20 protein-coding genes are annotated in these 23,451 nt (G+C 70.6%); 14 read left to right on the top strand and 6 right to left on the bottom strand.

Going from position 1 to position 23,451, the window contains the following annotated elements; all coding sequences use genetic code 11:
* Positions 1-166 precede the first annotated feature (166 nt).
* On the top strand, positions 167-994 hold the full coding sequence (locus tag QFZ67_RS22120; RefSeq protein ID WP_307662814.1) for an LLM class F420-dependent oxidoreductase: 828 nt from the start codon (positions 167-169) through the stop codon (positions 992-994).
* A 184-nt stretch (positions 995-1,178) separates the two neighbouring features.
* On the opposite strand, the gene QFZ67_RS22125 is transcribed toward QFZ67_RS22120, so the two are convergent.
* Positions 1,179-1,373 carry a DUF397 domain-containing protein gene (locus QFZ67_RS22125; RefSeq protein WP_307662815.1) on the bottom strand — a complete coding sequence of 65 codons (195 nt, stop codon included), beginning with the start codon at positions 1,371-1,373 and terminating at the stop codon, positions 1,179-1,181.
* Complete coding sequence (locus QFZ67_RS22130) at positions 1,370-2,224, bottom strand: helix-turn-helix transcriptional regulator (protein ID WP_307662816.1); 855 nt, start codon at positions 2,222-2,224, stop codon at positions 1,370-1,372. Before QFZ67_RS22130 ends, QFZ67_RS22125 begins: the two co-directional genes overlap by 4 nt.
* Positions 2,225-2,347: 123 nt before the next feature.
* Between QFZ67_RS22130 and QFZ67_RS22135 the strand changes: the two genes are divergently transcribed.
* Positions 2,348-2,764 carry an ATP-binding protein gene (locus QFZ67_RS22135; protein ID WP_307662817.1) on the top strand — a complete coding sequence of 139 codons (417 nt, stop codon included), beginning with the start codon at positions 2,348-2,350 and terminating at the stop codon, positions 2,762-2,764.
* Positions 2,765-3,279: 515 nt separating this feature from the next.
* Here QFZ67_RS22135 and QFZ67_RS22140 read toward each other — a convergent pair.
* From QFZ67_RS22140 to dhaM, 4 genes are all read right to left on the bottom strand, one after another.
* Complete coding sequence (locus QFZ67_RS22140) at positions 3,280-4,254, bottom strand: aldo/keto reductase (protein ID WP_307662818.1); 975 nt, start codon at positions 4,252-4,254, stop codon at positions 3,280-3,282.
* Between the two features lie 202 nt (positions 4,255-4,456).
* Positions 4,457-4,945: an ATP-binding protein gene (locus QFZ67_RS22145; RefSeq protein WP_307662819.1), complete on the bottom strand. Its 489-nt coding sequence runs from the start codon at positions 4,943-4,945 to the stop codon at positions 4,457-4,459.
* A 76-nt stretch (positions 4,946-5,021) separates the two neighbouring features.
* Positions 5,022-5,312 carry an HPr family phosphocarrier protein gene (locus tag QFZ67_RS22150; protein WP_307662820.1) on the bottom strand — a complete coding sequence of 97 codons (291 nt, stop codon included), beginning with the start codon at positions 5,310-5,312 and terminating at the stop codon, positions 5,022-5,024.
* The gene (gene dhaM / locus QFZ67_RS22155) at positions 5,296-5,688 is read right to left on the bottom strand and encodes a dihydroxyacetone kinase phosphoryl donor subunit DhaM (RefSeq protein ID WP_307662821.1); all 393 of its coding nucleotides are present in this window, start codon (positions 5,686-5,688) and stop codon (positions 5,296-5,298) included. Before dhaM ends, QFZ67_RS22150 begins: the two co-directional genes overlap by 17 nt.
* 60 nt (positions 5,689-5,748) lie before the next feature.
* On the opposite strand from dhaM, the gene QFZ67_RS22160 reads away from it, so the two are divergent.
* The 12 genes from QFZ67_RS22160 to QFZ67_RS22215 all read left to right on the top strand — a co-directional run bounded on the left by QFZ67_RS22160 (position 5,749) and on the right by QFZ67_RS22215 (position 23,418).
* Positions 5,749-6,525: an IclR family transcriptional regulator gene (locus tag QFZ67_RS22160; protein ID WP_307662822.1), complete on the top strand. Its 777-nt coding sequence runs from the start codon at positions 5,749-5,751 to the stop codon at positions 6,523-6,525.
* A 379-nt stretch (positions 6,526-6,904) separates the two neighbouring features.
* Entirely contained in the window at positions 6,905-7,681 is a 777-nt protein-coding gene (locus QFZ67_RS22165) for an MIP/aquaporin family protein (RefSeq protein ID WP_307662823.1), read from the top strand.
* Positions 7,678-8,676, top strand: a complete 999-nt coding sequence (gene dhaK, locus QFZ67_RS22170; protein ID WP_307662824.1) for a dihydroxyacetone kinase subunit DhaK — start codon at positions 7,678-7,680, stop codon at positions 8,674-8,676. The genes QFZ67_RS22165 and dhaK (QFZ67_RS22170) overlap by 4 nt, the downstream gene beginning before the upstream one ends.
* Positions 8,677-8,810: 134 nt before the next feature.
* Complete coding sequence (gene dhaL / locus QFZ67_RS22175) at positions 8,811-9,452, top strand: dihydroxyacetone kinase subunit DhaL (RefSeq protein ID WP_307662825.1); 642 nt, start codon at positions 8,811-8,813, stop codon at positions 9,450-9,452.
* The gene (locus QFZ67_RS22180; protein ID WP_307662826.1) at positions 9,449-11,131 is read left to right on the top strand and encodes a phosphoenolpyruvate--protein phosphotransferase; all 1,683 of its coding nucleotides are present in this window, start codon (positions 9,449-9,451) and stop codon (positions 11,129-11,131) included. The genes dhaL (QFZ67_RS22175) and QFZ67_RS22180 overlap by 4 nt, the downstream gene beginning before the upstream one ends.
* A gap of 170 nt (positions 11,132-11,301) precedes the next feature.
* The gene (dhaK, locus tag QFZ67_RS22185; protein ID WP_307662827.1) at positions 11,302-12,294 is read left to right on the top strand and encodes a dihydroxyacetone kinase subunit DhaK; all 993 of its coding nucleotides are present in this window, start codon (positions 11,302-11,304) and stop codon (positions 12,292-12,294) included.
* A 46-nt stretch (positions 12,295-12,340) separates the two neighbouring features.
* Positions 12,341-13,009, top strand: a complete 669-nt coding sequence (gene dhaL / locus QFZ67_RS22190) for a dihydroxyacetone kinase subunit DhaL (RefSeq protein WP_307662828.1) — start codon at positions 12,341-12,343, stop codon at positions 13,007-13,009.
* Between the two features lie 441 nt (positions 13,010-13,450).
* On the top strand, positions 13,451-15,484 hold the full coding sequence (locus tag QFZ67_RS22195; RefSeq protein ID WP_307662829.1) for a nitrate- and nitrite sensing domain-containing protein: 2,034 nt from the start codon (positions 13,451-13,453) through the stop codon (positions 15,482-15,484).
* Positions 15,485-15,699: 215 nt separating this feature from the next.
* Positions 15,700-15,858: a hypothetical protein gene (locus tag QFZ67_RS22200; protein WP_307662830.1), complete on the top strand. Its 159-nt coding sequence runs from the start codon at positions 15,700-15,702 to the stop codon at positions 15,856-15,858.
* 33 nt (positions 15,859-15,891) lie between these two features.
* Positions 15,892-18,528 (top strand): bifunctional FO biosynthesis protein CofGH, encoded by a 2,637-nt coding sequence (locus tag QFZ67_RS22205; RefSeq protein ID WP_307662831.1) that lies wholly within the window; start codon positions 15,892-15,894, stop codon positions 18,526-18,528.
* A 4-nt stretch (positions 18,529-18,532) separates the two neighbouring features.
* Positions 18,533-22,087: an ATP-binding protein gene (locus tag QFZ67_RS22210; RefSeq protein ID WP_307662832.1), complete on the top strand. Its 3,555-nt coding sequence runs from the start codon at positions 18,533-18,535 to the stop codon at positions 22,085-22,087.
* Between the two features lie 215 nt (positions 22,088-22,302).
* Positions 22,303-23,418, top strand: a complete 1,116-nt coding sequence (locus QFZ67_RS22215) for an ADP-ribosylglycohydrolase family protein (protein ID WP_307662833.1) — start codon at positions 22,303-22,305, stop codon at positions 23,416-23,418.
* The last annotated feature ends 33 nt before the right edge of the window (positions 23,419-23,451 follow it).

Here is a 23,451-nt window from a genome sequence, read left to right on the forward strand (position 1 = left end):
GGAAGGGGGGTGGCAGGGGGCGGGGCGATGGCCGGACAGTGCTTGGCCTGGACTCGGCGTGCACTCGGCGTGCGCTTTTGGCCTGCACTCGGCGTGTACTCGGCATCTGGCGCGGGACGGCGTACCTTGGGCCCGCCACCAGCGCCGACGACGACGGAGGAGCCCCATGAGGATCTCGACGACGATCTTCCTCACGGACGAGACGATCACGCCCGTACGGCTGGCGCGGGAGCTGGAGGAACGTGGCTTCGGCGGGCTCTACCTGCCGGAACACACCCATATCCCGGTGGAGCGCGCGACCCCGTACCCCGCGGGCGGAGAGCTGCCGCCCGAGTACGGCCGCACCCTCGACCCCTTCGTCGCCCTGGGCCAGGCCGCGGCGGCCACGTCGCGCCTTGGCCTGGGCACCGGCATCACGCTGGTCGCCCAGCACGACCCGATCGACCTGGCCAAGCAGATCGCGACCCTCGACCATCTCTCCGGCGGGCGGTTCACGCTCGGCGTCGGATTCGGCTGGAACAAGGAAGAAGCCGCGGACCACGGCGTGGAGTGGGCGACGCGGCGCGAGCTGGGGCGGGAGCGGATGGCGCTGATGCGGGCGCTGTGGGCGGCCGAACCGACCGCGTACAACGGCGAGTTCGGGGCGGTGCGGGCGTCGTACGCGTACCCGAAGCCCGCGGGCGGCGCGCCGCGCACGCTGGTCGGCGGGGCGGCCGGTCCGAAGCTCTTCTCGCACATCGCGGAGTACGCGGACGGCTGGCTCCCGATCGGCGGGCGTGGCCTGACGGAGTCGGTCCCGGTGCTGCGCGAGGTGTGGGAGAAGGCGGGGCGTGACCCGGGCGCGTTGCAGGTCGTCCCGTACGCGGTCCTGCCGAGCCCCGGGAAGCTGGCGCACTACGCGGAACTGGGCGTGGAGGAGGTCGTGCTGCAACTGCCGCCGGCGGGGGAGGCGGAGGTGCTGGGGGTGCTGGACGAGTACGCGCAGTACGTGTGACCCCCGGCCGGCCCGGGCGCCTGCACGGTGGGCGCCCGGGACGCGGCGGCGCTGTTGGCGGCGAGCAGGACGGCAGCGGGGAGCGCGGCGGCGGCCAGCGTGGCGACGGCGATCAGGCGTGATGTCTTCATGCACCCGAGCCTGCCGACCGGGCCCGACGGGGTGCCGAAGACACGCACGGGCCTCAGCCGGTCGGGTGCCGCCGGGCGTAGGAGACGAAGGCGGACCAGGTGGCGGGGGTGACGGCGAGCTGGGGGCCCTGGGTGACCTTGGAGTCCCGGACGTGGATGGCGGCGGGGGAGGTGGCGACCTCGACGCAGGCGCCGCCTTCGCCGCTGCTGTAGCTGCTCTTGAACCAGTCGAGTTCCGTGGTGTTCATCGTTCTCCCAGCATCTTCTCGATCAGGGACAGCGACTCCCGGGGCGTGAGAGCCTGCGCTCGGATGATCCCATAGCGTTCGGTGAAGGTGCGGACTTCTTCCGGGTCGGTGATCAGCCGGGGGTGTCCGTAGATCTCCGTGTACGCCACCTGCTGCCGCCCCTTGGGCGTCAGAAGGATGAACGCGCCGTCCAGGCTTGGGTGTTCCTCGCGATCTAGCGGCATCACCTGGAGCTCCACGGTCCGCAGCCGTCCGAAGCGCAGTAGCTGCCGCAACTGGTTCTCATGGACGGCCCGTCCGCCGATCGGTCGCCGCAGCAGGGCCTCTTCCAGCACGTAACTGAAGATGGGCGCGGGCCAGCGCTCGAAGATCTGCTGGCGAGCGAGTCGGTCGACTACCCGCTTCTCGATGGTTGACTCGTCCAACAGCGGCCGCCGCTGGGTGAAGATCGCCCTTGCGTACTCCTCGGTCTGGAGCAGTCCAGGAACGGCCTGATTGCTGTAGTCGTGCAGAGCGACGGCCTCCGCCTCGGCCTTCGCGTAATCCCGGAACCAGTCCGGATGCCGCGTCCGTGCCTTCGCCTGCGCCTCCCGTACGTCCTCGATCGCCGCCTTCAGTACGCCCCCGGCCGCCAGCAACTCATCGGCCCGCTCCAGGAAGTCGGGCTGCGGTGTCCGTACGCCCCGCTCCATCGAGGAGATCAGGTCCTCCCCGCAGTGCGCAGCAACGCCCAGCTCCCGCTGGCTCATCGAGGCGTTCTCACGCAGCACCTTGATCTGCTTGCCGAGAGCGCTGAAGAGGTGCGCCGTCCCGTCCACTTCAGCCGGCCGCTCCGGCCGCTCTTCCGTCATGCCGTACCGCTTTCTCGGTCACGGCCGACGTCCCGTACAGCCCGCCGCCCGTACCCGTACAGTTACCCAGCGTCGCGATCTCACTCCTGGTCAGGGTACGGCGAACCGGCCACGCTCAGTGACATGAAGGCCGAAATCACCCTCCCCACCGCTGAGTTCACGCAGCGCTTCAGCGCCACCCGCCGCGGCGCCCGCCTCGCTCGGCACCTCGCCCTGCACCAGCTCGACGCGTGGGGCATCCCGTACGGCAGCGACCTCTCCGACTCGACCGCGGTGATCGTCGCCGAGTTCACGGCGAACGCGGTCACCCACGGCCGCGTCCCTGGCCGCGACTTCGAGCTGCGCCTCACCCTTGCCCCGACGACCCTCCGCATCGAGGTCTCGGACCCGCGCGGGGAGCGCGAACCGGAGCCGCGGCCGCCCGCGCCCGAGGCCGAGGACGGCCGCGGACTTCAGCTCGTCGAGGCGCTCGCCACGTCCTGGGGCACGAAAGACCGTCTTATCGGCAAGACGGTCTGGGCGGAACTGACGGCGCCGTGAGAGTGCTGTGGGCGCCGGACGTGGACGGCGGTACCTCGGAAGCATTGACTTCGGAATACGTTCCGAAGTGTGGTCTGGTCATGCTTACGCCCACGGTCACGTTAGCTGCGCAGCGCTCCGCACGCCACCGTCGCACACCCGAGGCCGGGGAGCTTCAACCACGCATCCGCTCCGCCACACGGCTGATCGTCATTATCGGTGAACCACTGTTGACGGGAGCCGCTTTCGCGATCACGGCGGAACCAGAGGCCGTCTCGCAGCCGACCCACCACGGTCCGAACCGCCGCCGGGATGGCGGCATGAGCGAGAGCTTGGGGAGCTGTTCTGGCGGGGGTAGTCGGCGGTTTTGGGTCTCAGCGGCAGCGTGGCTGCCACCTCGGGCACGTGCTTCTGACAACGATCCATCCGGCGATCGGGCCGACCCGCGCTGACTTCGACGCCCTGACTGGGCTGCCGACAGCCGGCAGGGTCCGAGCGCCGCCCGGACCTCCCGCGGGCCGCAGCGGGTGTGGCGCTCAGGTCCAGGGGAGTGCGGCTCGCTCACGCCAGTAGTCGGACTGTTTCTCCGCCATGTCGGCGAGGCGGCCCAGTTGTTCGTCATCGAGGTCGACGACCGCCGCGTGCAGGTTCGAGGACAGGTGCACGGCCGTCGCGGCGCCCGAGAGGACCATCGATGCCCAGGGTTTGCGCAGGACCATGGCCAGCGCGACCGCGTCACAGCCCAGGCCGGTCTGTTCGGCGATCTCCCGGAGCGCGGCCGGGGCGTGCGGCGCGGCAAGGCGTCCGTTGGCCATGGCCTCCTTGACGATGACGCAGACGCCCGAGTCGTGGGCGTCGGCGAGCGCGGGCCCGGCCGAGGTCTCGAGAACGTTGTAGGTGCTCTGCACCGTACGGAACAGCGGCTTGTCGTCGACCGTGACGGCGAGGGCCGCCCGGATCGTCTCGGCCTGGGAGGGGCCGCTGGTGGTGAAGCCCACGCTCACTCCGCTCTCGGCGGCGAACTGGGCAAGTCTGGTGTGGAGTTCCTTGTCGGAGAGGGCAGGGCTGTCGGGCGTGACGGAGTGGATCTGGTACAGGTCGAGCCGGTCCTCCAGTAGCGCGGCCGTCTCGGCGCGCTGCTCCTCGAAGGTGCTGACGCTGTGGTCCTTGACCTCGTGGACGTCGGCGTCGGTGCGCCAGTCCGCCGTGTACCGGTATCCCCACTTGCTGCCGACGACCAGGTCGTCGATGTCGGGTCGCCGGGCCAGCCAGTCGGCGAGGAACTCCTCGGAGCGGCCGTAGGAGCGGGCCACGTCCACGTAGCGGACGCCCTGGGCATAGGCGGCGTCCAGCAGTTCGTGCGTCCGGCGGCGCAGGGTCTCGACACTGCGCTCGGCCGGCAGATCGGCGTCCCTCCCGAGGTTGATGTACCCGGGGCGGCCTACAGCGGCAAGGCCGAGGCCGATGTGGGCGGTGGGGGTCGTCGCGGCTGCTAGGCGGGCGAAGGGCATCGCTCACTCCCGGGCTTCTGGGGTGCTCGTCGGCTGTGGGTGGGGGGTTTGGGGGTTGAGGTCAGGGGTTGGGCGTCTCGGCTCCTGAGTCGTCGGGGTATCGGGGGCACCGATTCAACCACCGTACTCGCGCGCTTCACCGGTGGCCCGGCGCCGCAAGACAGCATGAGGTCCGGCCGTTCCTGTCCGCGCCGGGAGGTCCTCAAGGGCTTGCAGCCGCAGCACATCCAGTGTGGCCGGACGCCACGTGGAGGTCCCCCCATCGGGTGATTCTGTGGAGGTGATGGGATACGCCGTGCCGCGCGGAGAGGGCGGCGATGATGCCGGTCCCGCGGCCGTGTTCCTCATATTCCGCAGAGTGCGGGCTGTCGGGTGATGGGCGCGGCCGGGGCAGGGGGCCAGCGTCTGTGACCTCGATGCGGAGGCCGCGACGGCCGCCGGCCACGGGCATCGACAGCCGCAGCACTGCTGGGGGCAGTGCGTGGGCGATCGCGTTGGTGATCAGTTCGGAGATCACCAGGAGGGCGGCGTCGGCTGTCTCCGTGGGCAGGGCCCAGTGGGCCAGGACTGTGCGTGCGCGGCGGCGCACGGCGGAGACGCTGTCAGGGATGTGCGGCAGCGGGCAGATGTGCTCGGTCCGCGGGGGCAGGTCCACGTCGATGTCGGACGTGGGCATGGCCGGGGTGGTCATCCTCGGCCACCTCCACTCGTCTCGGATCCTCATGGCGGAATCGGCGGCTCGTTCGGTGCGGTGGCCTGGCGCCGGGTTATTCGGCGGTGGCGAGGATGTCGGTCAGTGCCGTGACGGCCTGTTCTGCGTCGGGGCCTTCGGCGCGCACGGTCACGGTGCTGCCGGCGGTGGCGCCCAGCGCCATCACGGCGAGGACGCCAGTCGGGTTGACGGTCCGGCCACTGTGCTCCAGCTGTATGGCACTGGTGAATCCGGCTGCGGCGCGGGCGAGTTGGCCTGCTGGGCGGGCGTGCAGGTTGGCGGGTAGGACAACGGCGATTTCGTGACTCGCCGTGGTCGTGGTGGTGGTCTCAGAGCTTGAGGACATTGCGGGCCTCCTTGGCGGCGGTGACGACGGTCTGCAGGTCAGCGCCGGATGCGGCGGTGACGACGGCTGCGACGGCTCCTTCGACGAAGGGCGCGTCGACGATCGTGACGTCGGTGCGGGGATGGTCTTCCATGACGGTGCGGGCGGTCAGGACGGAGCTGCCGAGGTCGGGAAGGACGACGACGCCGGCCCCGCGGTCGGCGTGCTGGATGGCGGTGAGGACGAGGTCGTAGCTGGTGCCGATCCGGCCGTCGTCCGTTCCTCCGGCAGTGGCGAGGGGGACTGTGTCGGAGCCGATCTGCTCCACCAGCAGGCGAAGGCCTGCGGCGAGCTCGGCGCTGTGGGACACGAGTACGATGCCGACAGGGTTGCTCATGAACAACCACGCTATATCCCAGAACGCTGTTCATCAATACTGAACAAGGAGAATTCTTCGATGGTGCAAGCGGTGCATCGGGCGGTGCAGATCTTGCGGGAGCTCGCATCCACTGGGCCCCGACTGGGTGTGACCGAGCTGGCCGACCGCTTGGGCGTGGCCAAACCCACCGTCCATGCGCTGCTGCGCACGCTGGAGCGCGAGGGGCTGGTGGTGCAGGACCGGGACAGCTCCAAGTACCAGCTCGGCCCGCACCTGGTGCAGCTGGGCAACGCCTACTTGGACACCCAGGAGCTGCGGACCCGCTCGCTGACCTGGGCGGACCAGCTCGCCACCCGGGCGAACGAGGCGGTGTGGGTGGCCGTGCTCACCGGCGACCATGTCCTTGTGGTGCACCACGCCTTCCGGCCGGAGGGTGCCGTGCAGATCCTCGAGGTGGGAGCCAGCATCCCGTGGAGCACCTGCGCCCTGGGCAAGGCCATCGTCGCCTTCGCTCCGGCGGCCGAGCGGGAGCGGCTGCTCGCGGGCGACCGGGCAGTGCTCACCGGCGCCAGCATCACCGACCCGGAGGAGCTGGCCGGCCAGCTGAAGGAGATCCCCAGGACGGGGTACGCGATCGAGGACCAGGAGTCCGCCATCGGTGACGCCGGTATCGCATCGCCCGTCTTCGACCGCTCCGGCGAGGTGGTGGGCGCCATCGGCATTGTCGGCCCCGTCGAGCGGCTGCTGGCCGAATCGGCACGTCAGGAGCTCGCGGTCGCGGTCCGGGAGACCGCCCGCAACCTCTCCCGTGACCTGGGTGCCCCTCGGGGGACCGCCCGCATGCCCGGCCCCTGACCCGCCCGCCCCGCGATCACCAGCCTTGCGGGCACCTGACCTGCACACTCCGCATCCACCTGCAACTCGGCGGCGGCGCCTCCGACCCCGCCACCTGCCGCTCTGCCCAGGCCCCTCGGCGCATCGCCGTGGGGCCTTTCCCGTGCCCGTAGTGCCCGATAGTGGCCGAACCTCTTGACAGGTCTGAAACGCGGGCTTAACTTCCGGAACAACGTTCATCCATAGTGAACGTCTTGCCGGATTCCGCTGGTTGTCCGGTTCCCCTGAGCCGGCCGCCAGGTGCCCGACCCCTGACCACCTGGCGGCCACCTCCCTTCATAGCCCGCTCCACGCGGAGGAGGTGAGACGCCCAAGCTGCCGCTCGGCGCTGGGCGCCATCATGGAAGAAAACTCTTACTCACAGAAGCTTGTGGCCGAGATGCTGGGCACCGCGGTGCTGGTGTTCATCGGTGTCGGTTCGGTCCCCGCCACGCTCATCGTCGGCGGCGACGCCCCGTTCACCATGGCGCAGCTGGGAATGATCTCGCTGGCCTTCGCCACCGCCGTCATCGCCATGGTCTACGCGATCGGCCATATCTCCGGCTGCCAGATCAACCCGGCCATCACCCTGGCGCTCGCCGCCACGAAGAAGATGCCCTGGCGGGATGTCCCCGGCTACATCGCGGCCCAGGTGGCCGGTGCGGTGCTGGGAGCGCTTGCGATCGTCGGCGTGCTGGGGAAGAAGGCGGTCGACGTCGGCCTCGGTATCGCCGCCTACGGCACCGGTGTCGGCGCCGGCCAGGCCTTCTTCGCCGAAGCCATCGGCACGTTCATCCTCGCGTTCATCGTCTTCGGGGCCATCGACCGGCGCGCGGCCGGCGGCTTTGCGGGCCTGGCCATCGGCCTCGGCGTGTTCGCGATCATCATTCCTGTGGCCCCCGCCACCGCGGCGTCCATCAACCCGGCCAGGACGCTCGGCCCGATGATCACCGGCGAGCTCTTCAACGGCACGGTCCACTGGGACCAGTTGCCCGTCTACCTGGCCGCCGAGGTGATCGGCGCCGTCGCCGCCGGCGTCCTCTACACCGCTCTCAACGCCCACCGCAAGGCCGCCGCCGCAACAGCAGCCGAGAACCGGGCCGCCCAGCCCGCCTCTGCCGAAGGAGCCCTGTCATGAAGAAGCTCATCAACGCCCCCGAGGCGGTGCTGGATGAGGCCTTGGCCGGCATCGCCGCCGCCCACCCCGAACTGAAAGTCGACGCGGAGAACAAGGTGATCGCCCGCGCGGACGGCACCAGGACGGGCAAGGTGGCCCTGATCTCCGGCGGTGGTTCCGGGCACGAGCCCCTGCACGGCGGTTTCGTGGGACTGGGCATGCTGGACGCGGCCTGTCCCGGGGAGGTGTTCACCTCGCCCGTACCCGGCCAGATGCTGACCGCCGCGCAGGCCGTCAACGGCGGCGCGGGCGTGCTGTTCATCGTGAAGAACTACACCGGTGACGTCCTCAACTTCCAGATGGCCGCCGAACTGGCCGCCGAGGAAGGCATCACGGTGGAGACCGTGCTGGTCGACGACGACGTGGCGGTCAAGGACTCCACCTGGACCGCGGGGCGCCGGGGCACCGGCGCCACGGTCTTCGTCGAGAAGATCGCCGGCGCTCTCGCCGAGAAGGGCGCCGATCTCGCCGCAGTGGCGGAGATGGGTAAGCGGGTCAACGCCGCCTCCCGGTCTTTCGCTGTGGCGCTGACCGCCTGTACCACCCCCGCTTCGGGCAAGCCGGGCTTCGACCTGCCCGAGGACGAGGTGGAGGTCGGCGTCGGCATCCACGGCGAACCCGGACGCACCAGGGAAAAGCTCCGGCCGGCCAAGGAGATCGTGGCAACTGCCCTGGACGCGATCCTCGCCGACCAGCCGCTCATCGCAGGGGACGAGACCATCGTCATGGTCAACGGCCTGGGCGGCACACCGCTTATCGAGCTGTATGTGGTCTTCAACGACGTCGCGGCCGCCCTGGCGGACAAGGGCATCGTCATGGCCCGCAACCTCGTCGGCAACTACGTCACCAGCCTGGACATGGCCGGTGTTTCCATCACAGTGTGCAAGGCCGACGCCGACATGCTGTCCCTGTGGGACGCACCTGTGAACACCCCAGCCCTGCGCTGGGGCGCCTGAACCGAGCCGGGGGCGGGGCCGCGCGATACGCGAGGGCCGGGCGGGATCCTTCCCGCGCCAGCTCGCCCGGACCGCACCCCCGCATCCGCCCCCGCCCCCGGCTCACCCAACCGTGAACCTGCCACGCACCGACCATGAACGGAGATTCCGTGGACACCGACCTCGCCCGCACGTGGGTGCAGGCCATTGCCGCCGCCGTGGACAAGCACAAGGACCACCTCACTCAGCTCGACTCGGCCATCGGCGACGCCGACCACGGCGTCAACATGAAACGCGGCTTCTCCGCCGTCACCACGGCCCTGGCCGACTACAAGCCGGACACCGTCGGGGCCGTGCTGGTCAAGACGGGCACCACCCTGATCTCCAGCGTCGGGGGCGCCTCCGGCCCGCTCTACGGCGGCGCGTTCCGCGCCATGGGCAAGGCCCTTGACGCACCTACCGCCGACACGCAGCAGTTCGCCACCGCACTCGCCGCCGGCCTGGAGAGTGTCCAGAAGCTCGGCGCGGCCGCACCCGGCGACAAGACCATGATCGACGCCTACGCTCCCGCGCTGGCCGCCTTCCAGCAGTACTCCGGCGCCGGAGCCGACTTCGCCGCCGCGGCCCTGGCCGCCGCCGACGCTGCCGAGGAGGGCATGCGCGCGACCACCCCCATGCAGGCACGCAAGGGCCGTGCCTCCTACCTCGGCGCCCGCAGCATCGGCCACCAGGACCCGGGAGCCACCTCCACCGCCCTGATCTTCCGCGCACTCGCCGAGGTGGTGGCTTCCCGATGATCCGCCGCACCTACGCCGGGCATACCGCCGCACCCGGCATAGCCCTGGGGTTCCTCCACCGCACCGACCGCCCGCCCACCAGCACCGCGCTCCCCCACCGCACCAGTGGCGACCCCGCACAGCAGATCACCGACGCCTTCGACGCCATCGCCACCCGTCTGCTTGCCCTGTCCACCTCCCTGCGCGAACAGGGCAAGGACGAACAGGCCGACATCATGGAGGTCAACAGCTACATCGCGCAGGACCATGATCTGCGCGACCAGGCGATCAAGCGAGCGCACCAAGGGCAGCCGGTACCCGTCGCTGTCCGGCAGGCCATCGACACCTACGCCGCAGTCATCGCCGCCCTGGACGACCCCACCCTCGCCGAACGCGCGGCAGACGTACGGCAGGTCGGCCGCCGCGTCCTGGCTCACCTGCACGGAGACACCGGCCCCGCGCCCGACCAGCCCCTCGTCCTGGTCGCGCACGAGATCGGCGCGGCGGACCTGCTGGAACCCGGCCAGACGGTCACCGCCGCCATCTCCGTCACCGGCGGCCCGAACTCCCACGCCGCGATCGTCGCCCGCTCACAGGGCATCCCCCTCCTCCTGGCCGTCGACCCCCAGCTGCTCGACCTGCCGGACGGGCAGGAGATCCTGCTCGACGCCGAACGGGCCACCGCGGTCGCCCACCCCGACGACAACGAACGCGCAACCGCGCTCCACGCCATGGACGCAGCCCGCACCCGCAGGCTCGCGCTCGCCGAAGGGCGCCACCTGCCCGCCCACACACTCGACCACCACCCCATGGTGCTCCGGGCCAACGTGGCGACCCCGTCCGACGCCCGCGCAGCCCTCGCGGCCAACGCCGAGGGTGTCGGCCTGCTCCGCACCGAGCTGCCCTTCCTCAACCACCCCGCCTGGCCCACCCGCAACCAGCACGCGGCCACCCTCGTCCCCGTCCTGCGCGCACTCGCCGGACAGACCGTCACCGCCCGCACCCTGGACTTCGCCGACGACAAACTGCCGCCGTTCCTGTCCAGCCTCCAGGGCGTGCGGATCGGCCGCGGTCTGCCGCTCATGCTGGCCCAACCGGACGCTTTCGCCGATCAGTTCCGCAGCCTGCTCGGCGCGGGAGCAGAGACCGATCTGCGCATCATGATCCCGATGGTCGCGAGCATCGACGAACTCCGTGCCTGCCGACGCCTTCTCCAGGCCGCAGCCGCCGAAGCCGGCGTCCCGACCCCGCCGCTGGGCATCATGGTGGAGCTTCCCGAAGCCGTCGCCGCGGCCGACGACCTCGCCCGCGAGGCGGCGTTCCTGTCCATCGGCAGCAATGACCTCACCTGCCAGATCCTGGGCCTGGACCGGCGCGACCCCACCGCCACCCCCGCTATGGCGGCACACCCCGCCGTACTCCACGCCATCGCCCAGGTCGTCACCGCCGCCCACCGCCACAATCGTCAGGTCTCCGTCTGCGGCGACGCCGCAGCCGACCCCCTCGTCACTCCCCTCCTCATCGGTCTCGGCTGCGACAGCCTCTCCGTCGCCCCCGCCGCCCTCGACGAGGTCCGCGCCCGCATCCGCCGCCTGCGCCATGACACCTGCGCCTCCCTGGCGGCCATCGCGCTCACCCGCGAAACCCCCGAAGAGGTCTGGCGACTCGTCGAGCAGTGCTGCCTGCCGTCGCTGCCCTGACCCGAGCCGCGCACATGGCGCGATCAGTCGAGCGTGGGCAGGTCCGACCGGACCGGCCCACCAAAGGATTTGCGTGACGCGCAAGGTGACGCCCTGACAAATCCCACTGATCCACCCCATTTAAGGGATTTCTACTGATGCTCTTATCCAGTCAAGAAGGGGCCTGAACCGTGAAGAAGCTCATCAACTCGCCCGATGAGGTGCTTGCCGATGCTCTCGTCGGCGTGGCCGCCGCGCACCCCTCACTGACGGTCAACACGTCCGACCGCTACATCATCCGCGCGGGCGGGCCGACCGCTGGGAAGGTCGGCCTGGTGTCAGGTGGCGGGTCCGGGCACGAGCCGCTGCACGGCGGGTTCGTCGGGTACGGGATGCTGGATGCGGCCTGTCCTGGTGAGGTGTTCACATCTCCCGTGCCGGACCAGATCCTCGCGGCCACGCGGGCCGTTGACGGCGGGGCGGGGGTGCTGCACATCGTGAAGAACTACACCGGCGACGTGCTGAACTTCCAGATGGCCGCCGACTTGGCCGCCGACGACGGCGTGCGGGTGGAGGGCGTCGTGGTCAATGACGACGTCGCCGTGGAGAACAGTACGTGGACGGCCGGCCGACGGGGTACCGGGGCGACCGTCTTCGTGGAGAAGATCGTCGGTGCGGCTGCCGAGCTTGGCGCCGACCTGGCCTCGGCTGCGGCTTGGGGCCGGGAGATCAACGACCGGTCCCGTTCGTTCGGGGTGGCGCTCACGCCGTGCACGGTGCCCGCGGCGGGCAAACCCGGTTTCGAGCTGGGCGAGGACGAGATCGAGCTGGGCGTCGGCATCCACGGCGAGCCCGGTCGCGCCCGCGGCAGCCTCGTCTCCGCCAAGGAGATCGTCGGTGTCGCGTTGGAAGCCATCCACGCCGACATGCCGCTCTCAGGCGAAGTGCTCGTGATGGTCAACGGCCTGGGTGGCACCCCGCTTCTTGAGCTGTACGTGGTGTATGCCGCGGTTGCCGAGTGGCTCGCCGACCATGGCGTGTGGATCACCCGCAACCTGGTCGGCAACTACATCACCAGCCTGGACATGGCCGGTTGCACGATCACGGTGTGCCGCCTTACGCCGCAGCTCACCTATCTGTGGGATGCCCCCGTCGAGACCCCCGCGCTGCGCTGGGGACGCTGAACGGCCTCGGACACCACGACGGACACCACGAGGGAGAAGGACGACGATGGACGCGAGCATGTTCCGGGCCTGGATCCATGAGGCGGCCCGACTGGTGGTCGACAACACCGATCATCTGACCCGCCTCGACTCCGCTGTTGGCGACGCCGACCACGGCATCAACATGCGCCGTGGCCTGCAAGCGGCGGTGGCAATGCTGGACGAAACCAACCCGTCCACCCCCGGTGCGGTGCTCGCCACCGTCGGCCGGGCACTGATCAGCAAGACCGGCGGCGCCTCGGGACCGCTGTACGGCACCGGGTTCCGGCAGGCCGCGCGGACCCTGGGCGAGGAACCAGACGTGTCTGCGGCACAACTTGGGGCAGCGTTGACGGCTGCCCTCACCGGCATCCAGCGGATCGGCGCGGCACTCGAGGGCGACAAAACGATGATCGACGCCCTCAGCCCGGCCGTGACCGCCTACCAGGCCGTCATCGACACCGGCGGTGACCTGACCAACGCCACCCGCGCGGCGTCCGACGCCGCAGTGCGGGGCCTGAAGCAGACCGTCGGCATGCAGGCACGGAAGGGCCGCGCGAGCTATCTCGGCGCCCGCACCATCGGCCACGAGGACCCCGGCGCGGCGTCGACCGTGCTCATTCTGTCTGCCCTCGCGACCGTCACCGCGGCAAGCGGGCGGAGGAGCGAGCGGCCAGGCACAGGGGCGGCGCCATGAACGTGGTGTCCGGCAGGTGGGCCAGCACGGGGGTGGCTCCCGACACCGCCAACGAAGTGGTTGCGATCTTGAACAGCTCCGAGACCGACGCGTAGTTCGCTGCCCCATGCACCTCCAAGTGGACTCACGAGGCAATGGCCTCATTCAGCGACGTCACGACAAGCGCACTCGCGCGATGAGGGGCGCGTCCGCGATGCGCGCACGCGCCCCTGAATCGCGCACGTTCAATGGCGGGAAGAAGGTGCGAGGGCAGTGCAAACACAACCCGCGGTGCATCGCCACGGCACGGAACCGGTGCAGACGCCCCAGGCGAGAGGCAACGGTTCCGACAACGGCAGTACCGAGCCGGGCAATACCGATCCGGGCCCCGCGCGTGCAGGTGGAGGCCGTCGCCCGTACAGGGGCAGCAACCAGGCGGAGTTCGCCCCGAGTAACTGGAGTGTGCGTACCCAGCTGGTGGCTGTGGTGCTCATCCCGATCATCACCACGCTCGTACTCGGCGGTCTGCGGATCGGCTCGGCCGTGCAGAACGCACAGGACGTCAACAACGTCCGCCAGCTCGTTCGTACCGTCGACAAGGGCACGGGGCTGTTGGAGGAGCTTGAGGACGAACGCGATCTCACCGCGCTCTACGTTGCGGCCGGGCGTACGGGCGACACGAGCCAGCTGGACACTCAGGGCTCCCAGGTAGACGCGGCGCTCGCCCGGGTCCGTGCCGAGGTCGCCCATGTCCACCGCGGGACGAATCCCGTCCTGGCCACCCGGCTCGCGGTGCTCAACGCCTTTGGCGGGAAGGTGGCGTCACTGCGCCACACGGTAGTCCACTCGAAAATGCGCTTGCTGTCCGTGGTCAACGCATACACGGCGTTGATCACCGAGCTCACCGACGCCCTTGACCTTCTCACGCCGGACATCGCCCACCAGACCCTTGCCGTGAGGGCCGGCGCGCTCGAGAACTTCACACAGGCCACGGAGGCAGCCTCCCGGCAACGCGCGCTGCTCGGCGGGGTGCTGACCCAGGGACACTTCGATTCGAGCGAGGCCCAGGGCATGACCCTCGCCGACCGGCAGCAACAGGCGTTGATCGGCGAGTTCCGGTCCGCTGCGCCGTCGGCCCAGCGTCAGTTCTACGAGCGCACCGTCACCGAAAGGGACGTCAACAAGGCTGAGGTGCTCCAGAAGCAGGTGCTCGCCCGGCATGGCACCAGCCGCCTCCGCCTCGACGCCGACGAGTGGTTCGACACCATGACGAGCAAGCTCGAGCTGATGCGTCTGGTCGAGAAGCGGCTCGTCGGATCGGTCGAAGACGAGAGCTCGCGCGAGCAGCACCAGGCCGAGCGCTCAGTGTTCATCACCTCGCTCGTCGTGCTGCTAATCCTCCTGCTCACGTTCGGTGTGACGCACGTCTTCATACAGTCGATTGTCGGCCCGCTGCACACCCTGCGCGCCTCCGCTCTCGACATCACGGAACGCCGCCTGCCTGAAGTGGTCCGGCTGCTGCGGGGCTCCAGCGATACGCAACTGGAGGCCATCAAGTTCGAGCCCACGGGCATCAACTCGACCGACGAGATCGGCGGTGTCGCCCACGCGTTCGACGACGTCCATCGCGACTCCGTACGGCTGGCGTTCGAGCAAGCTCAGCTGCGAGGCCGCATCAACGCGATGTTCGTCAACCTTTCGCAGCGCAGCCAAAGCCTTGTGGAAGGGCAGCTGGAGCTGATCGACCATCTGGAGAACGGCGAGCAGGACCCCGACCTGCTCGCCAGCCTTTTCAAGCTCGACCACCTGGCCACCCGCATGCGCCGCAATGGGGAGAACCTACTCGTCCTCGCGGGCGAGAAGGCGGGCCGCCGCTGGAGCGCCCCGGTCCGGCTCGTGGACGTCCTCCGGGCCGCCACCAGTGAGATCGAGCAGTACCAGCGTGTGCAGCTACGCGGACTGGTAACCGCGGACGTCGACGGCCGGGCAGTGAACGACATCGTTCACCTCATCGCGGAGCTGCTGGAGAACGCGACCACGTTCTCCTCGCCGGACACCGAGGTGCTCGTCACAAGCCAGCTGCTGTCCGGCGGCGGCGCGAAGGTCGAAATCCAGGACAGCGGCATCGGCATGACCACAAAGGACCTTGAGGAGGCCAACGAGAGGCTCCTGAGCCCGCCAGTCGTCGACGTCTCGGTGGCGCGGCGCATGGGTGTGTTCGTCGTGGGCCAGCTCTCCGGCCGCCACGGCATACGTGTCCAGCTCCGCAGTTCATCCCCTCGCGGCATCACAGCAGTGGTCATGCTGCCCCAGAAGTTGGTCCGGGAACACGGAGATCACATGGATCCTCCCGGACTGTCAGCCAGGTACAACTCGGATGGACGCCTCACCGGCTGGCGCAACTACGACACGACCGAGCAACTCAACGACAGCACGCTGACCAAACGCGCGTACCGGACACGCCTTCACGGCGCCCGCTCGGCCAGCAGAGAGTAAGCGCTACCGCGACCCTCGCCCAGCCATGGGGGTCGCAGTCTCGCGTCCCGGATGTCGCCTCTGGCCGCGGCACCACCGCACTCCTGCTCGCCGACATCTACGGGGTACGGGTGGACGGCGTCGACTACTCCGCCGCCAACACTGCCCTCGTCCAAGGAGCGGCGCAGGCCGCGGGGGTTGGAGTTCGTCCAGGGAAAGGTCCAGGCCAAGTCAACGTGGCGTGGTACTCGTTCTGGGGCAGTGCCGCAGCCGGAGTCGCGGCGATGGTCGTGACCTCCACGGCCGACTGGGCGAGGAGCTTGCGGAAAACGCTCGTCCTCGCCCAGCTCACGCTGCAGATCACCGCTGCGACAGCAATTGTCGCCCAGGCGTGATGTGCCTGGAGCCTCCGCTCGTATGCTCGATCCATGACGGATCACCAGCCCGGACGACCTGGACGGCCCACCGAGAACGCCATGCGCCGCGCCCTCAAGCGGGCCAGGGACGGCGTCGCTCTCGACACCGCCGAGGCGGCCGTGCTGTTGCAGGCGCGCGGGGAGGATCTCAAGGATCTCGCCGCGTCCGCCGCGCGCGTGCGGGATGCCGGGCTGGAGGCCGCGGGGCGGCCCGGGGTCATCACGTACTCGAAGAGCGTGTTCATTCCGCTGACCCGGCTGTGCCGGGACAAGTGCCACTACTGCACCTTCGCCACCGTGCCCGGCAAGCTGCGCCGGGCCCGGGCTACGGAGGGGGCACCTCCCGGACGGAGTCTGGGGGCGTTCATGTCGCCGGACGAGGTCCTCGACATCGCGCGGCGCGGCGCCGCACTTGGCTGCAAGGAAGCGCTCATCACCCTCGGCGACAAGCCCGAGGACCGCTGGCCCGAGGCGCGTGAGTGGCTGGAGGCCGAGGGCTACGACGACACCATCGCGTACGTACGGGCCATGGCGATCCGCATCCTGGAGGAGACCGGGCTGCTCCCGCATCTCAACCCGGGCGTCATGACGTGGACCGACTTCCAGCGGCTCAAGCCGGTCGCGCCGTCCATGGGCATGATGCTGGAGACCACGGCGACCCGGCTGTGGAGCGAGCCCGGCGGGCCTCACTACGGGTCTCCGGACAAGGAGCCGGCCGTGCGGCTGCGCGTGCTGGAGGACGCAGGGCGCAGTTCCGTGCCGTTCACCAGCGGGCTGCTGATCGGGATCGGCGAGACGTATGAGGAGCGGGCGGACTCGCTGTTCGCGCTGCGGCGCATCGCCCGTGCGTACCACGGCATCCAGGAACTGATCATGCAGAACTTCCGCGCCAAGCCTGACACGGCGATGCGCGGTATGCCGGACGCCGAGCTGGACGAGCTCGTCGCCACCGTCGCCGTCGCGCGGCACATCATGGGGCCGTCCGCCTGCCTCCAGGCGCCGCCGAACCTGGTGGCGGGCGAGTACGCGCGGCTCATCGGCGCCGGCATCGACGACTGGGGCGGGGTTTCGCCCGTCACCATCGACCATGTGAATCCGGAGCGGCCCTGGCCGCACATCGACGAGCTCGCCGCGGAGTCGGCAAAGGCCGGCTTTGAGCTTAGTGAACGGCTTTGCGTGTACCCGGAGTTCGTGCAGCGTGGCGAGCCCTGGCTCGATCCGCGGCTGCTTCCGCACGTCCGCGCGCTCGTCGACGAGGAGACCGGGCTGGCCCGCGAGGACGCCGTCGTCGAGGGGCACCCCTGGCAGGAGCCGGACGAAGGTTTCACCGCCTCGGGCAGGACGGACCTTCACCGGACCATCGACACCGAAGGCCGTACCACCGACCGCCGCGACGACTTCGACGACGTGTACGGCGACTGGGACGCGTTGCGCGAGGCCGCCGTGCCCGGCATGGTGCCCTCCCGTATCGACACCGATGTGAAAGCCGCGCTCAAGCAGGCCGCCGACGATCCGACCAAGCTGACGGACGACGAGGCCCTGGCCCTGCTGCACGCGGACGGCCCGGCTCTCGACGCGCTGACGCGGATCGCGGACGAGCTGCGCCGCGACACGGTCGGCGACGATGTCACTTACATCGTCACGCGCAACATCAACTTCACCAACGTCTGTTACACCGGCTGCCGTTTCTGCGCCTTCGCCCAGCGGCGTACGGACGCCGACGCCTACACCCTCTCCCTCGACCAGGTCGCCGACCGGGCCGCGCAGGCGTGGGACGTCGGCGCGGTCGAGGTGTGCATGCAGGGCGGCATCCATCCCGACCTGCCGGGCACGGCGTACTTCGACATCGCCCGCGCCGTGAAGGAGCGCGTGCCGGACATGCATGTGCACGCCTTCTCGCCGATGGAGGTCGTCAACGGCGCGTCGCGGACCGGCCTTTCGATCCGTGAGTGGCTTGCTGCCGCAAAGGAGGCCGGACTCGATTCCATCCCCGGGACCGCCGCCGAGATCCTCGACGACGAGGTCCGCTGGATCCTCACCAAGGGCAAGCTGCCCACCGCCACCTGGATCGAGGTCGTCAAGACCGCGCACGAGCTGGGTATCCGTTCGTCTTCGACGATGATGTACGGGCATGTGGACCAGCCCCGGCACTGGCTCGGCCACCTCCGCACGCTCGCCGGGATCCAGCAGGCTGCACTGGATTCTGGGCGGCAAGGCTTCACGGAGTTCGTGACGCTGCCCTTCATTCATACGAACGCGCCTGTGTATCTGGCGGGGATCGCGCGGCCGGGGCCGACCACGCGGGACAACCGCGCCGTCACCGCCATGGCCCGCGTCCTCCTCCACCCCCACATCACCAACATCCAGACCAGCTGGGTGAAGCTGGGGGCGGAGGGCGCGGCCGAGATGCTCCGCTCCGGGGCCAACGATCTCGGCGGCACTCTGATGGAGGAGACCATCTCCCGGATGGCGGGCTCGAGTTACGGCTCGTACCGCTCCGTACAGGACCTGATCGCCATCGCGGAGGCGGCAGGGCGGCCGGCCAGGCCGCGTACGACTCTGTACGGCGAGGTCCCCCAGGAGCGCGTGCGCGCCGCCGCCGCGTCCGACGGACATCTGCCCGAGCTGCTGCCGCTGCTGACAGACTGACCGCATGAGTGCCGGTGCCGCGAGACTGTCGATGCAGGAACTGATCAACATCCGCAGGCGCGCGGGATTCGTGGGGCGGCGCGATGAACTCGCCGCCTTCCGCGAGAACTTCGACGTGCCCCCGGAGGATCCGCGGCACCGCTTCATCTTCCATATCCACGGCAACGCGGGTGTCGGCAAGACCTCCCTCGTGCGCGAGCTGGTGCAGACCGCGCGCCGGCGTCAGGCGCTCACCGCCGTCCTCGACGAGTCCGTGAACAGCGTGCCGGAGGCGATGGAGGCGATCAGCGCCCAGTTCGCCGAGCAGGGGCAGGTGCTCAAGGCTCTCGACCGGCAGCTGGCGACCTACCGCCAGCGCCGGTACGAGGCGGAGGTCCTGACCAACGCGGCGGCGGACGGACAGCCGCAGCCGCAGCCCTCTGCGGGCAGCATGGCCGCGGCCCAGGCCTCTCTGATCGGACTTGGCATGGTGCCGGGCGTCGGCGCGCTCGCCGGAGCGGTGGACCCGGCGCAGGTCGCCCGCGGCGCCGATCACGTGAGGGCCGTCCTGACCACCCGTTTCGGCAAGCAGGAGGACGTACAGCTGGTCCTCAACCCCGTCCGGGCCCTCACTCCGGTCCTGGTCGCCGAGCTGAACCGGGTCGGGGCGGCCGTCCCCTGGATCACGCTCTTCTTCGACACGTACGAACGCACCGGGCCCTTCCTCGACACCTGGCTGCGCGATCTGATCACCACCAGGCAGTACGGCTCGCTGCCCGGCCATATCGTCGTCACCCTCTCCGGGCAGCGGCCGCTCGACCCCAACTGCTGGGCCGACTACATCGACTTCGTCACCGACCTCCCGCTCGCACCCTTCACCGAGCCCGAGGCCCGCCAGCTCCTCGCCGCCAAGGGCGTGGTGGACGAGGAGGTGGTCCGGGACGTGCTCAGGCTTTCCGGCCGGCTGCCCGTACTCGTCTCCACCCTCGCCGAGAACCCGGGTGCGGTGGACGACCCCAGCGCCACCGCCGTCGAGCGCTTCCTGAAGTGGGAGCAGGACCCGGTCCGCCGCGCCGCCGCCCTCGACGGCGCGCTGCCGCGGCGGCTGAACGAGGACGTCTTCCGGGCGGCTGTCGAAGGGGACGACGCGACCGGGCTGTTCGGGTGGCTGCGCGGGTTGCCGTTCGTCAGCGACCGGGGCGGCCGGGCCCAGTACCACGATGTCGTACGGCAGCCGATGCTGCGGCTGCGGCGCAACACCTCGCCGGAGCGCTGGCGGGCCGGGCACACGCGGCTGGCGGAGGCGTTCGCCGGCTGGCGGGCGGAGGCCGGCGACGGCCTGGGCGCGAACGAGCTGTGGGGTCAAAACGCCTGGCGCGAGTTACGTCTTGAGGAGACCTACCACCTTCTGTGCGCGCGGCCGCGGACGGCGCTGCCCGCGGTTTTGCGGGACGGCGTCGACGCCTGCGACGCGGGCACGGTGGCGGCCCGGCGCTGGGCACGGACCGTCGCGGACGCGGGCGCCGACAGCGACAGCGGGCTGCTGCGCGCGCTGGGCACGGACTGCCTGGCGGCTCTGGAGGACGAACAGCGCCGGGGCGCCGGGGTGCTGGACCTGATCCTCGCCCGGCCGGAGCCGGACGACGAGACGCGGGTGGCGGCGTTGGTGGTCCGCGGCCGGGACCACCGCAATGCCGGTCAGTACGAACAGGCGCTGCTCGACTACCGGCAGGCGATCAGCCGGGACGCGGGCTGCCAACGGGCTTACTACGGGCTGGGGGAGACGTACCGCCTGACGGGACGGTACGAGGAATCCCTCGCCGAGTTCGAGCGGGCCCTCGAGCTCGACCCCGTCGACACCTGGTCGCTATCCGGCCGAGCCCAGACCAAGCACCTGCTGGGACGCAGCGAAGAGGCGCTGGCGGATCTGGGCCTGGTGCTGGATGCCAGGCCCGGCCATGTCTGGTCGCTGGTGCGCAGGTCCCAGATCCGGCGCGCACTCGGGGACAGTGACGGCGCCCTGGCGGATGTCGGCCGGGCCCGGGAGCTCGACCCGGACAATCCGTGGATCGTCGGCGAACACGGGGAGATCCTGCGGCACGAAGGGCGGTACGAGGAGGCGATCGCCGAGTTCGACCGGGCGTTCGCGCTCGACCCGGCGTACACGTGGGCGCTGGGCAGCAGGGCCATGGCGAAGCACGAGCTGGGGCGCGGCGATGAGGCGTTGGCGGACCTGGACGAAGCACTGGAACTGAAGCCGGACTATCTGTGGGCGCTGCTGCGGCGGGCCGAGATCCATCGCCAACGGGGTGATTCAGTAAGGGAGTTCGCCGATCTCGACCGGATCGTGGAGATGGCGGACTCGAAGGCCTGGGCGCTGGCGCAGCGGGGGTACGCGCACCGGGAGGCCGGGCGGCAGGAGGACGCCCTCGCCGACTACGACCGAGCGCTCGCGCACGATCCGGAGTACGCCTACGGGTATTTCGCCCGCGGCCGGGTGTACGGACAGCTGCACCGGTACGAGGAGGCGCAGGCGGACCTGGACCGCGCCGTGGAGCTGGACCCCCAAGCGCCCTTGGCGCTGTTGGAACGGGCCTGGCTGCGGCGGGCGCTCGGGGACCCCGACGGCGAAATCGCCGACCTCGACGAGGCGGTGGCCCTCGACCCGGACAACGCGGTCCAACTCACCTTGCGGGGCGAGGCCCACCGCCGGGCCGGACGGCACGAGCAGGCGATCGCGGACTACGACCGGGCGGACGGGATCCGCCCCGACGACGGCTGGACCATCGGCAGCCGCGGCCAGGCGCTGCGCAGCCTCGGCCGGCTCGACGAGGCGCTGGCGGCCTTGGCGCGCGCGGGGGAGCTCCAGCCGGACAAGGCCTGGATCGCCGCCGAGCGGGGTGCGGCCCTCCAGGACCTGGAGCGGTACGAGGAGGCGCTGGCCGAGCTGGACCGGGCGATCGCGCTCGACCCGCAGTACTTCTGGGCGCACGCACGCCGGGCGTCGGTGCGCTTGGTGACCGGCCGTCTGCTGCCGGCGCTCGCGGACCTCGAGCGCCGGCTGGAGCTCGGCGACGACGACCCGGCGGTGCACCGCGAGCGGGCGAGGGTTTATCTGTACCTCGACCGCCCGGAGGAGGCGCTGACAGCCCTGGGGGAGGCCGCCGGGGACGACCAGGACGCGGACCACCTCGCCCTGCTCACCCGCGCCCACCGCAGGACCGGCCGCTTCGACCTGGCGAGGGAAGCGGCCGAGAGGTTGCGGACGATCGACCCCGCCTCGCTCCAGCCGGCGCTCACTGTGAGTCGTAGGGAGGGGCTGGCGGAGGCTGCCGAGCTGTGGCGTGCCGCCGATGCTGAGCTGCTGGTCGTCGCCTGTGCACAGGGGGACTGGCCCCGCGCCGACACGCTGCTCGCCGGCCTCCTCGCCGAGACGCCCACCTGGACGACGGTGGCGGACGCGGCGGACGACCTGACCGAGCTGCTCGCATGCCCGGGCGCGGACCCGACCGAACTGGAGCCGAGGCTGCACCGCCTGACCAGGTCCCGGGACGCCCTTTCCAGCCCGTCCGGCGTTTGAGGACAAACCGGCGCCGGAGGGTCCCGGGTCGCCCTTCGTGCCGGGGCCGCGCCGCCCGCCCGCGGCCCGGGACGCGAATTTAAGCCCGTCCGGCGTTTGAGGACAAACCGACCACCGGGCGGCCCCGGTCACCCCTCGCGTCCCCGAGCCCCCCTTTCCCGTTCGATTACAGTGCTGCGCCAGGCATACGTTCGACGTCCAGGGAGGGACGCGCGGTGAGCGCAACAGCCACGGCCGTCTGGGGCCGTGCCGAGCAGCAGGACTTCCGCGCCCGGGTGCGCGGCGCCCTGCTCGGCGGCGCCATCGGCGACGCGCTCGGCGCCGGGGTCGCCGCCCTCACCGTGGAGGAGATCCGCGCCGCCCACGGCCCGGACGGCCTCGGCGACCTCGTGCCCGCCCACGGCCGCCGCGGAGCCGTCACCGCCGCCACCCAGCTGACCCTGTTCACCGTCGACGGGCTGATCCGCGCGCAGGTCCGCCGGGACACCGGCGCCTGGCACCCGCCCACCGATATGCACCGCGCCTATCTGAGATGGGCCGCCACCCAGCGCGACTGGGGCCCCGACGAGCGCCGCAAGGACAATGGCTGGCTCGCCCGCGAGGAATGGCTCTACACCCGCCGCGACGCCGCCACGGCCTGCCTCATCGGGCTCGGCGACGAGACCATGGGCACCCTCGAAGCACCCAAGAACCCCGCCGCGCGCGACGCGGGCGCGCTGGTGCGCTCCGCGCCGTTCGGGCTGCTCGTCGGCTGGGAGCCGCAGCTGGTGTGCCAGCTCGCCGTGGAGTGCGCGGCGCAGACGCACGGCCACCCCACCGCGTATCTCTCGGCCGGCGCGCTCGCCGTCATCGTGCACGGTCTGGCCCGCGGCGAGACGCTCGACGGCTCGGTGCAGCGCGCCCTCGCCCAGCTGGCCGCGCGCCCTGGCCACCAGCCCGTCACGGACGCCCTCAAGCACGCGCTCGGCGCCGTACGCCAGGGCATTCCGAGCCCCGCCAGGATCGCCTCGCTCGGCGAGGGCCACAACGCCGAGGACGCCCTTGCCATCGCCGTCTACGCCGCGCTCGTCGGCGAGGACATCCGGCACGGTCTGCGTCTCGCCGTCAACCACGACGGCCCCTCTCAGACCACCGGCGCCGTCACCGGCTCGCTGCTGGGCGCGCTGCACGGCGAGACGGCGCTGCCGCCCGCCTGGCTCTGCGAGCTGGAGGGCCGCCCCACGATCCTTGAGCTGGCGGACGACTTCGCGATGGAGATGACCCAGGGCCCGGCCCTGCACGGCCCGACGGTCACCGCGCCCGGCTGGCTGTCGCGCTACCCGCGCAGCTGATGTACGTACGAGGGCCCGGCCTCCCCTCCTCGG

Origin of the sequence: Streptomyces sp. V1I1 (genome assembly GCF_030817355.1) — a bacterium.
Lineage (GTDB): Bacteria > Actinomycetota > Actinomycetes > Streptomycetales > Streptomycetaceae > Streptomyces.

Excerpts from the sequence above, each read along its gene's own strand:
- QFZ67_RS22180 (WP_307662826.1), top strand. The coding sequence starts at position 9,449 with ATGATCCGCCGCACCTACGCCGGGCATACCGCCGCACCCGGCATAGCC.
- QFZ67_RS22130 (WP_307662816.1), bottom strand. The coding sequence starts at position 2,224 with ATGACGGAAGAGCGGCCGGAGCGGCCGGCTGAAGTGGACGGGACGGCG.
- QFZ67_RS22125 (WP_307662815.1), bottom strand. The coding sequence starts at position 1,373 with ATGAACACCACGGAACTCGACTGGTTCAAGAGCAGCTACAGCAGCGGC.
- dhaL (WP_307662825.1), top strand. The coding sequence starts at position 8,811 with ATGAACGGAGATTCCGTGGACACCGACCTCGCCCGCACGTGGGTGCAG.
- QFZ67_RS22210 (WP_307662832.1), top strand. The coding sequence starts at position 18,533 with ATGAGTGCCGGTGCCGCGAGACTGTCGATGCAGGAACTGATCAACATC.
- QFZ67_RS22150 (WP_307662820.1), bottom strand. The coding sequence starts at position 5,312 with ATGTCCTCAAGCTCTGAGACCACCACCACGACCACGGCGAGTCACGAA.
- QFZ67_RS22165 (WP_307662823.1), top strand. The coding sequence starts at position 6,905 with ATGGAAGAAAACTCTTACTCACAGAAGCTTGTGGCCGAGATGCTGGGC.
- QFZ67_RS22140 (WP_307662818.1), bottom strand. The coding sequence starts at position 4,254 with ATGCCCTTCGCCCGCCTAGCAGCCGCGACGACCCCCACCGCCCACATC.
- dhaM (WP_307662821.1), bottom strand. The coding sequence starts at position 5,688 with ATGAGCAACCCTGTCGGCATCGTACTCGTGTCCCACAGCGCCGAGCTC.
- dhaK (WP_307662824.1), top strand. The coding sequence starts at position 7,678 with ATGAAGAAGCTCATCAACGCCCCCGAGGCGGTGCTGGATGAGGCCTTG.
- QFZ67_RS22120 (WP_307662814.1), top strand. The coding sequence starts at position 167 with ATGAGGATCTCGACGACGATCTTCCTCACGGACGAGACGATCACGCCC.
- QFZ67_RS22160 (WP_307662822.1), top strand. The coding sequence starts at position 5,749 with ATGGTGCAAGCGGTGCATCGGGCGGTGCAGATCTTGCGGGAGCTCGCA.
- dhaL (WP_307662828.1), top strand. The coding sequence starts at position 12,341 with ATGGACGCGAGCATGTTCCGGGCCTGGATCCATGAGGCGGCCCGACTG.
- QFZ67_RS22135 (WP_307662817.1), top strand. The coding sequence starts at position 2,348 with ATGAAGGCCGAAATCACCCTCCCCACCGCTGAGTTCACGCAGCGCTTC.
- QFZ67_RS22205 (WP_307662831.1), top strand. The coding sequence starts at position 15,892 with ATGACGGATCACCAGCCCGGACGACCTGGACGGCCCACCGAGAACGCC.
- QFZ67_RS22145 (WP_307662819.1), bottom strand. The coding sequence starts at position 4,945 with ATGACCACCCCGGCCATGCCCACGTCCGACATCGACGTGGACCTGCCC.